Origin of the sequence: Silicimonas algicola, assembly GCF_003148765.1 — a bacterium.
In the GTDB taxonomy this organism is placed as follows: domain Bacteria; phylum Pseudomonadota; class Alphaproteobacteria; order Rhodobacterales; family Rhodobacteraceae; genus Silicimonas; species Silicimonas algicola.
The window spans coordinates 159154-166726 of record NZ_QGGV01000010.1; the positions used below are offsets into that span (position 1 = coordinate 159154).

Below are 7573 nucleotides of genomic sequence, written 5' to 3' on the forward strand. Positions count from 1 at the left end.
ACTGGACGCTGGCGCCCAAAGCGCATACCTCTCTCCGCGACATGACGAAACCACTGCTGACCCTCTACCTCGCCGCGCCGCGCGGCTTCTGCGCCGGCGTCGACCGCGCCATCAAGATCGTGGAACTCGCGCTCGAGAAATGGGGCGCGCCGGTCTATGTCCGTCACGAGATCGTCCACAACCGCTATGTCGTCGACGAGCTTCGCGGCAAGGGAGCGGTCTTCGTCGAAGAGCTGGACGAGTGCCCCGCTGACCGCCCGGTCATCTTCTCGGCCCACGGCGTCCCGCGCGCGATCCCGGCCGAGGCCGAGCGCCGGAACATGGTCTACGTCGACGCCACCTGCCCCCTCGTCTCGAAGGTCCACATCGAGGCCGAGCGCCATTACGCGAACGGCCTCCAGATGGTGATGATCGGCCACGCCGGTCACCCCGAGACGCTCGGCACCATGGGCCAGTTGCCCGAGGGCGAGGTGATCCTTGTCGAGACGGTCGACGACGTGGCCTCCATCGCGCCCCGCGATCCGACCCGCCTCGCTTTCATCACGCAGACGACGCTGTCGGTCGACGACACCGCCGACATCGTCGCAGCGCTTCAGGCCCGCTTCCCCTCCATCGTCGGGCCGCACAAGGAAGACATCTGCTACGCCACCACCAACCGTCAGGAAGCCGTGAAGCGGATCGCGCCCGTGATCGACGCCCTTCTCGTGATCGGTGCGCCGAATTCGTCCAACTCCAAGCGCCTCGTCGAGGTGGGCCGCGCCGCGGGGTGCGGCTATGCCCAGCTCGTCCAGCGCGCCGACGAGATCGACTGGCGCGCGCTCGGCGACATCCGGTCCATCGGCCTCACCGCGGGCGCCAGCGCGCCCGAGGTGCTCGTGAACGAGGTCATAGACGCCTTCCGCGACCGCTTCGACGTCACCGTCGAGATGGTCGAGACCGCCATCGAAACCGTCAACTTCAAGGTGCCCCGCGTGTTGCGCAAGGCCAGCGCCTGATGCCGGACGCCGAGACGCTTGCGGCCTACGCGCTGCGCGCCGACGACTATGCCGACCGCTTCGCCAAAGGGCGGCCCGACCGTCATCTCGAAGCCTTCATCGCCGCTCTTCCCGCGTCAGCCCGCATCCTCGACCTCGGCTGCGGACCCGGCCGCGCGGCGTCCCGCATGATGCGAGAGGGCTTCGAGGTCGACGCCTGGGATGCCTCCCCTGAAATGGCGCGCGTCGCGCTCGACCGCTTCGGCATCGACGTCCGCATCGCCACCTTCGACGACCTGGACGCGACCGCCGTCTACGACGGCATCTGGGCCAACTTCTCGCTCCTGCACGCGCCCCGCGCCGAGATGCCTGTCCACCTCGCCCGGATTTCTCGCGCGCTGAAGCCGGGGGGCTTCTTCCATCTCGGCCTCAAGACAGGAACCGGCGAGGCGCGAGACAGCCTCGGCCGCTTCTACACATTCTACGGCGAGGACGAGCTCGACGGCCTTCTCGCCGACGCAGGTTTCACAGTCCTCGACCGGACCACCGGCGCCGAGAAGGGCCTCGGCGGTACGACAGACCCCTTCATCATCCTCAGGGCACGCCGGAATGACTGACCTCACGCTCTATTCGATGCCGTCCTCGGGCAACTCCTACAAGGTGCGACTCCTCCTTGCGCTTCTTGGTCGGCCATACCGCCACCTCGGGATGGAGTACGAGTCGACCGCCCTCGCAGCGGCGCACAGCATGGGTGCGTTGCCCCTGAAGAAACTGCCGGTCCTCGAACTCGCTGACGGCACGCGCATCCCGGAATCGAACGCGATCCTCTGCTACCTCGCGGACGGCACCGACTGGATGCCCTCCGACCCCGTCGAGCGCGCGCTGACCCTCGGCTGGATGTTCTGGGAGCAGAACCAGCACGAGGGCGTCATCGCCGTTCGCGCCGCGATCCTGTCCTATGAAAGCCGCCGACACCTGCGCACCCCCGAACGGCTGGGCGAACTTCTCGACCGCGGGCACGCCCTCCTCGCCATCATGGACGAGGCCCTTCGCACCCGCGACTGGATCGCCATCGACCGTCCGACCGTCGCCGACATCTCGCTCTACGGCTACACCCATTCGGCGGGAACCAAGGGCGGCTTCGACCTCGCCCGCTTTCCGGCCGTCCAAGCCTGGCTCGCGCGCGTCGAGGCGCTCCCCGGGCACGTCGGATTGATCGACATCCCGGCATGAGCGAACTTTTCGCCTACACCGACGGGGCCTGTTCAGGAAACCCCGGACCCGGCGGCTGGGGCGTCCTGATGGTCGCCCGCGACGGCGATGCCGTTCTAAAGACCCGCGAGTTGAACGGCGGCGAAGCGGCGACGACGAACAACCGGATGGAGCTCATGGCCGCCATCGGCGCGCTCGAGGCGCTGACGCGACCCTCCGTCATTACGGTCGTGACCGACTCGGTCTACGTCCGCAACGGCGTCACCGAATGGATCCATAGCTGGAAGCGGAACGGCTGGCGCACCTCGGCGAAGAAGCCCGTCAAGAACGACGACCTCTGGCGTCGGCTGGACGAAGCGCGTGGCCGGCACCAGGTGACCTGGGAGTGGATCAAGGGCCATGCCGGCCACCCCGAGAACGAACGCGCCGACGAACTCGCGCGGGAAGGCATGGCCCCCTTCAAGCCGCAGAGGGTGCGGGACTGACGTTGGCCGTTAACCGGACCACCCACCGACGCAATACCGACGTGATACCGACGCGATACCGAATGGCCGTTTCGCACCAACGGCCTGAAAGTTAACGCCGGTTCCGCCGCTTCCGCACGACCGCCTCGGACGGGATCAGGATCAGCGCCCCCGCCGCCCCGATGATCGCGTCGACGCCAGGCCGGCCGAACGACAAACCGAACATCACCTTGGCCATGAACAGAAGGATGACGCCGCCAAGGGCGATGATGATCGCCTGAATGACGCCGTGGTGCGTCAGATCCCATTTCTCGGCCAGGTAGGCGACGATCCCGCCGATCACCAGCGACCCGAAGAAGGAAAAGAACATCTGCGCGACTCCTCGTTTTGCGGCGCAGTCTAGACCGGCCGCTCCCCGTCGGAAAGCGGCCCGACCCGCAAACGAAAAGGGCAGGCGCTGCCGCCTGCCCTTTCCCTAAAGATGAACGATTCCGGTCAGTTGCCGGTGGCGCTCGCCACGTCGACCGACACGCCCGGACCCATGGTCGAGGACAGGGCGACCTTCTTCATGTAGGTACCCTTCGCGCCCGCCGGACGAGCCTTCGAGACCGCGTCGACGAACGCGCGAATGTTCTCGATCAGCTTGGCCTCGTCGAACGACGCCTTGCCGACACCGGCATGGATCACGCCGGCCTTCTCGGCCTTGAACTGGACCTGTCCGCCCTTGGCGGCCTCGATGGCCTCCTTGACGTCCATTGTCACCGTGCCGACCTTCGGGTTCGGCATCAGGTTGCGGGGGCCCAGAACCTTGCCCAGGCGACCGACGATCGGCATCATGTCCGGGGTCGCGATGCAGCGATCGAACTCGATCTTGCCCGACTGGACCGTCTCCATCAGGTCTTCCGCACCAACGATGTCGGCGCCGGCGGCCTTGGCCTCGTCGGCCTTGGCGCCGCGCGCGAAGACGGCGACGCGAACGGTCTTGCCGGTGCCGTTCGGCAGGTTGACCGTGCCGCGGACCATCTGGTCGGCATGGCGCGGGTCGACGCCGAGGTTCATCGCGATTTCAACGGTTTCGTCGAACTTCGCCGTCGCGTTGGACTTCACCAGGGCGACGGCATCCTCGACCGTAAGGTTCTCCTTGCCGACGAAGGCTTCGCGGGCGGAGGTTGTGCGTTTACCGAGCTTGGCCATGACTTATCCCCTCACCTCGATACCCATGGACCGCGCAGAGCCCAGGATGATCTTCATTGCCTGTTCGACGTCGTTCGCGCTGAGGTCCTTCATCTTGGCCTCGGCGATCTCGCGCAGCTGAGCGGTCGTGACGGTGCCAACGGTTTCCCGCGAGGGGGTCTTGGCGCCCGAAGACAACTTGGCGGCCTTCTTCAGGAGGTACGACGCCGGGGGCGTCTTGATGTCCATCGTGAAGGACTTGTCCTGGTAGTAGGTGATCACGGTCGGGCAGGGCGCACCCGGCTCCATCTCCTGCGTCTTGGCGTTGAACGCCTTGCAGAATTCCATGATGTTGATGCCGCGCTGACCCAGCGCCGGTCCGACCGGCGGGGAGGGGTTCGCTTGCCCGGCTTTTACTTGGAGCTTGAGTTGCCCCATGACTTTCTTGGCCATTGGCCGTCTCCTGTTTCAACGGCTTCGAAACGCGTTCCGAAACCTTTGGTTGACGTGGTCCGGTCCGGCGGTCGCGACCGCCTCGCCTCCCACGGAGGGTGCCGCCCCTTGGGCGACCGGCGGGGGATATCCGCACCCGGCCTGAAAAGCAAGAGCCGGAATTACCCGGCGCCCGAGACTTCCGAGCAAAAAGGTGAGCGTCAGCCGTTCTTCGAAACCTGAGTGAACTCGAGCTCGACCGGCGTCGCGCGTCCGAAGATCGACACCGTCACCTTCAGGCGCTGGTGGTCCTCGTCCACTTCCTCGACCGTGCCTTCGAAATCCTCGAACGGACCGTCGTTGACCTTCACCTTCTCGCCGATGTCGAAGCTGATCATCAGCTTCGGCTGGCTCTCGCCTTCCTCGACACGGTTGAGGATCGCGTTGACCTCGTCGTCCCGCATCGGCATCGGGCGACCTTGCGGGCCCAGGAAGCCGGTCACGCGGTTGATCGAGGTGATGAGGTGATAGCCTTCGTCGGTCATCTCCATCCGCACCAGGACATAGCCGGGCATGAAACGCCGCTCGGCAGTCACCTTCTTGCCGCGTCTGATCTCGATGACCTCTTCGGTCGGAACCAGCACTTCCTCGATCTGCTCCTGAAGACTGGCGTCCTCCACTGCATGACGGATCTGCTCCGCGACCTTCTTTTCGAAGTTCGACAGCACGCTCACGGAATACCAGCGCTTCGCCATGGGTCAGGTCCTCTTGCAGATGCGGCGAAAGCGCCGCCCGGAAATGAAAGCGGCGTGCAACAGGTGCACGCCTCTACAGGATCGCCAGATACCCGCATGGAACTCGGATGACAAGTCCCAAGGCCTCTGCGGTGCAGAGCGCCGTTCAGCCGAAGAAGGTGAGGATGCCCTTCAGGCCTTCACGGATGATCAGGTCGATGATGAGAAAGAAGGTGGCCGTCAGCATCGCCAGGATGAAGACCATCACCGAGGTCAGAACAACTTCGCGGCGCGCCGGCCAGACGACCTTCGAAATCTCGGCGCGTGCCTGCTGGGCGAACTGAAGCGGGTTTCTGGTAGCCATCTCGGGTCCTTTCGGCTTTGCGCGCAGATACGCTCAACCGACGGCCGGTTCAACCCCGCCCGTCGGTCGACGACCGGGACGCTCAGAACTCGAGCGTTTCCGACTCGGGGCGCGAACGGGCGCGAAGACGGCCAAGCGGCGTGTCGTCGGCCGGGCCATGCGCGGACGGCGGAGGAACGTCGAGGCTGCGGTCCTTCCGGCCCGTTTCGGCTGGAGCGAGCTTCTGCATGACCTCGTCGCTCGACACCCTGGGCCTGTTCTTTTCCTCGCGTTCTTCCAGCGACTTCTGGTAACCGAGAAAAGCGCATAGGAACGCAAGGATGCCGCCCACCACGAAGATGCGCGTGTCGGCAGGCTCGCCCGCCTGTACGACGAGGTTGTGAAGCCACCATGTCCCGGCAAGGGCGGTGCCAGCGAAGGCATAGAACCCGACGGGAGGCAGGAAGCTGAACATGCCGAGCATGTGGTCCTCCGTTGAAGATGAACGGAAGCCAATCATCCGAAACTGGCGAAATTGTGTCTCAATTCGCCAATTTAACGAGCACTATCAAGGAAGGTATTTGGCAGGGGCAGAGGGACTCGAACCCACGACCTACGGTTTTGGAGACCGTCGCTCTACCAACTGAGCTATACCCCTGCAGCGAGCGCCTGACTAAGCTGTCGCCGGACCGGAATCAAGCGGCTTCGTCAGTATTTCAGGCGAAGCTGGGCGGCTTCGACATACTTGCCTGCGCTGACGAGTTCGGTCGCGAAGGCACCGATCCGATCCGCCGGAAGACCGGCGGTGATCGCGCGGCCGAAACGCTCCAGTCCTTCGGCCGCGTGGCCGTCGTGGACCAGCGCGATGGCGATGTAGTAGTGCGCCCACGGGTCGTTCACACCCGTCGCGAGGCAGTTCTCGGCCGCAGCCCGCGCCGTCTCGAAATCCTTCAGCTCCAGCGCGATATAGCTCTTCATGAGGTGGTCGGTATGGTCCGCCCCGTCGAGGGCCAGCCCCCTGTCGATGACGGCCAGCGCCTCGAGGAACCGGCCGTCCACGGTCAGGGCATCCGCGTACCAGTAGAGAATGGCGTTGTTCGGTCCCAGCCGGGCATCCGCCTCCCGGTAGGTGTCGATCGCCTCGCTGCGACGCTGAAGCGCCATGAGCGAGAGGCCCTTCTCGATGTAACCGGAGGCGCGGTCGGGATAGGCCGCGATCATGCGTTCCGACTCTCTCAGCGCCTGCGCGTTCCGGTCGAGGTTCCTCAGCGCGATGATGCGATAGACCTCGGTGGCGAAGTCGCCAGGCGCATCTGCCAGAAGGTCGTTGAAGGCGGTCAGAGCAGCTTCGTTATCGTTCAGGCCGATCTTTGTACGGCCAAGACCGAAGCGCGCATTGACGTCGTCGGGGTCGATCCGCAAGGCGCCTTCAAAGGCCTCGGCCGCCCCCTGAAAGTCCTGCGCATCGAAAAGGCTCCACCCCAGTTCGCGAAGCGCCCAGATGTATTCCGGGTCGATCGACAGGGCAGCGCGCAGTCTCTCGCGCGCCTCCTCGGCGTCGACCTTGCCCGTGCGCCGACCCGTGCCGGCCGTGCCCGACAGGCCCTGGACCGACACGTCGATTGACAGAGACGTCGAGAAAGCCTCGTAGGCCGCAGCGTCGTCCTGAAGCTCCCACAAGGCCCAGCCGAGCCCATTCCATGCGTCGATCGAACGGGGATCGAGCTGCGTCGCGGCGCGATAACTCGATGCGCCTGCCTCGTGCTCGCCCTGCCAGGAGAGACCGTCGCCCCGCGCGACGGTCAGTTCGACCCGCTGTGCGGGCGTCAGCGCGGCGTCCGTCAGGGCCGCGTCGCAGGCTGCGACGATGCGATCGGGGCTTTCGGTGCGGGCAAGGCAGATCCGGGCCAGCGTCTCCTCGGAGGAAGTGACAAGCGGCTTTGCCGCCAGCGGACCGGCCGCGACGACTAAAGCGAGAACGCTGGTGCGCAGGATCGACATGGCCCGCTCCGACTGCGCCCCCGCACAGGATTCGGAACTGACGTTGCCACTGAAAAATGGCGGTTTTTGGGTCAGGACGGATGCAGTGCCCCTGATAGCAAAGGGCGGCCCATGGGCCGCCCCTTTCAATCACTTGTCGCGGAAGTTACGCGAGGATCTTCGAGACGACGCCCGAACCGACGGTGCGGCCGCCTTCGCGGATGGCGAAGCGCAGGCCGTCTTCCATCGCGATCGGCGCGA

At 65.3% G+C, this 7573-nt stretch carries 12 protein-coding genes and 1 tRNA gene; 4 read left to right on the top strand and 9 right to left on the bottom strand.

All coding sequences use genetic code 11. The features are described from left to right. Positions 1-41 precede the first annotated feature (41 nt). From ispH to rnhA, 4 genes are read left to right on the top strand one after another with little or no spacing between them, the layout of a single operon-like run. On the top strand, positions 42-995 hold the full coding sequence (ispH, locus tag C8D95_RS18370) for a 4-hydroxy-3-methylbut-2-enyl diphosphate reductase (RefSeq protein ID WP_109760653.1): 954 nt from the start codon (positions 42-44) through the stop codon (positions 993-995). Further along, positions 995-1591 carry a class I SAM-dependent methyltransferase gene (locus tag C8D95_RS18375; protein WP_109760654.1) on the top strand — a complete coding sequence of 199 codons (597 nt, stop codon included), beginning with the start codon at positions 995-997 and terminating at the stop codon, positions 1589-1591. The genes ispH and C8D95_RS18375 overlap by 1 nt, the downstream gene beginning before the upstream one ends. After that, a complete protein-coding gene (locus C8D95_RS18380; RefSeq protein WP_109760655.1) occupies positions 1584-2207 on the top strand; it encodes a glutathione S-transferase family protein in 624 nt (207 codons plus the stop codon). The genes C8D95_RS18375 and C8D95_RS18380 overlap by 8 nt, the downstream gene beginning before the upstream one ends. Continuing rightward, complete coding sequence (rnhA, locus tag C8D95_RS18385; protein ID WP_109760656.1) at positions 2204-2671, top strand: ribonuclease HI; 468 nt, start codon at positions 2204-2206, stop codon at positions 2669-2671. Before C8D95_RS18380 ends, rnhA begins: the two co-directional genes overlap by 4 nt. 91 nt (positions 2672-2762) lie before the next feature. Here rnhA and C8D95_RS18390 read toward each other — a convergent pair whose 3' ends face one another. The 9 genes from C8D95_RS18390 to C8D95_RS22800 form a co-directional block, all read right to left on the bottom strand. Continuing rightward, on the bottom strand, positions 2763-3020 hold the full coding sequence (locus C8D95_RS18390; RefSeq protein WP_109760657.1) for a hypothetical protein: 258 nt from the start codon (positions 3018-3020) through the stop codon (positions 2763-2765). Between the two features lie 125 nt (positions 3021-3145). Next, the gene (rplA, locus tag C8D95_RS18395; protein WP_109760658.1) at positions 3146-3844 is read right to left on the bottom strand and encodes a 50S ribosomal protein L1; all 699 of its coding nucleotides are present in this window, start codon (positions 3842-3844) and stop codon (positions 3146-3148) included. Between the two features lie 3 nt (positions 3845-3847). Then, a complete protein-coding gene (rplK, locus tag C8D95_RS18400) occupies positions 3848-4276 on the bottom strand; it encodes a 50S ribosomal protein L11 (RefSeq protein WP_109760659.1) in 429 nt (142 codons plus the stop codon). 200 nt (positions 4277-4476) lie between these two features. Continuing rightward, a complete protein-coding gene (gene nusG, locus C8D95_RS18405) occupies positions 4477-5010 on the bottom strand; it encodes a transcription termination/antitermination protein NusG (RefSeq protein WP_109760660.1) in 534 nt (177 codons plus the stop codon). A 145-nt stretch (positions 5011-5155) separates the two neighbouring features. Next, complete coding sequence (secE, locus tag C8D95_RS18410) at positions 5156-5353, bottom strand: preprotein translocase subunit SecE (protein WP_109760661.1); 198 nt, start codon at positions 5351-5353, stop codon at positions 5156-5158. 82 nt (positions 5354-5435) lie between these two features. Continuing rightward, positions 5436-5816 carry a hypothetical protein gene (locus C8D95_RS18415; protein ID WP_109760662.1) on the bottom strand — a complete coding sequence of 127 codons (381 nt, stop codon included), beginning with the start codon at positions 5814-5816 and terminating at the stop codon, positions 5436-5438. A 98-nt stretch (positions 5817-5914) separates the two neighbouring features. Further along, a tRNA-Trp gene (locus C8D95_RS18420) sits at positions 5915-5990 on the bottom strand. A 50-nt stretch (positions 5991-6040) separates the two neighbouring features. Continuing rightward, positions 6041-7333, bottom strand: a complete 1293-nt coding sequence (locus C8D95_RS18425; RefSeq protein ID WP_109760663.1) for a tetratricopeptide repeat protein — start codon at positions 7331-7333, stop codon at positions 6041-6043. Between the two features lie 145 nt (positions 7334-7478). Beyond that, positions 7479-7573, bottom strand: a 95-nt coding sequence (locus C8D95_RS22800) for an EF-Tu C-terminal domain-related protein (RefSeq protein WP_131822070.1), incomplete at its 5' end; no start/stop codon positions are given.

Coding starts and splice junctions, on each gene's coding strand:
- ispH (WP_109760653.1), top strand. CDS start 42: ATGACGAAACCACTGCTGACCCTCTACCTCGCCGCGCCGCGCGGCTTC.
- C8D95_RS18390 (WP_109760657.1), bottom strand. CDS start 3,020: ATGTTCTTTTCCTTCTTCGGGTCGCTGGTGATCGGCGGGATCGTCGCC.
- secE (WP_109760661.1), bottom strand. CDS start 5,353: ATGGCTACCAGAAACCCGCTTCAGTTCGCCCAGCAGGCACGCGCCGAG.
- nusG (WP_109760660.1), bottom strand. CDS start 5,010: ATGGCGAAGCGCTGGTATTCCGTGAGCGTGCTGTCGAACTTCGAAAAG.
- rnhA (WP_109760656.1), top strand. CDS start 2,204: ATGAGCGAACTTTTCGCCTACACCGACGGGGCCTGTTCAGGAAACCCC.
- rplA (WP_109760658.1), bottom strand. CDS start 3,844: ATGGCCAAGCTCGGTAAACGCACAACCTCCGCCCGCGAAGCCTTCGTC.
- C8D95_RS18375 (WP_109760654.1), top strand. CDS start 995: ATGCCGGACGCCGAGACGCTTGCGGCCTACGCGCTGCGCGCCGACGAC.
- rplK (WP_109760659.1), bottom strand. CDS start 4,276: ATGGCCAAGAAAGTCATGGGGCAACTCAAGCTCCAAGTAAAAGCCGGG.
- C8D95_RS18425 (WP_109760663.1), bottom strand. CDS start 7,333: ATGTCGATCCTGCGCACCAGCGTTCTCGCTTTAGTCGTCGCGGCCGGT.
- C8D95_RS18380 (WP_109760655.1), top strand. CDS start 1,584: ATGACTGACCTCACGCTCTATTCGATGCCGTCCTCGGGCAACTCCTAC.
- C8D95_RS18415 (WP_109760662.1), bottom strand. CDS start 5,816: ATGCTCGGCATGTTCAGCTTCCTGCCTCCCGTCGGGTTCTATGCCTTC.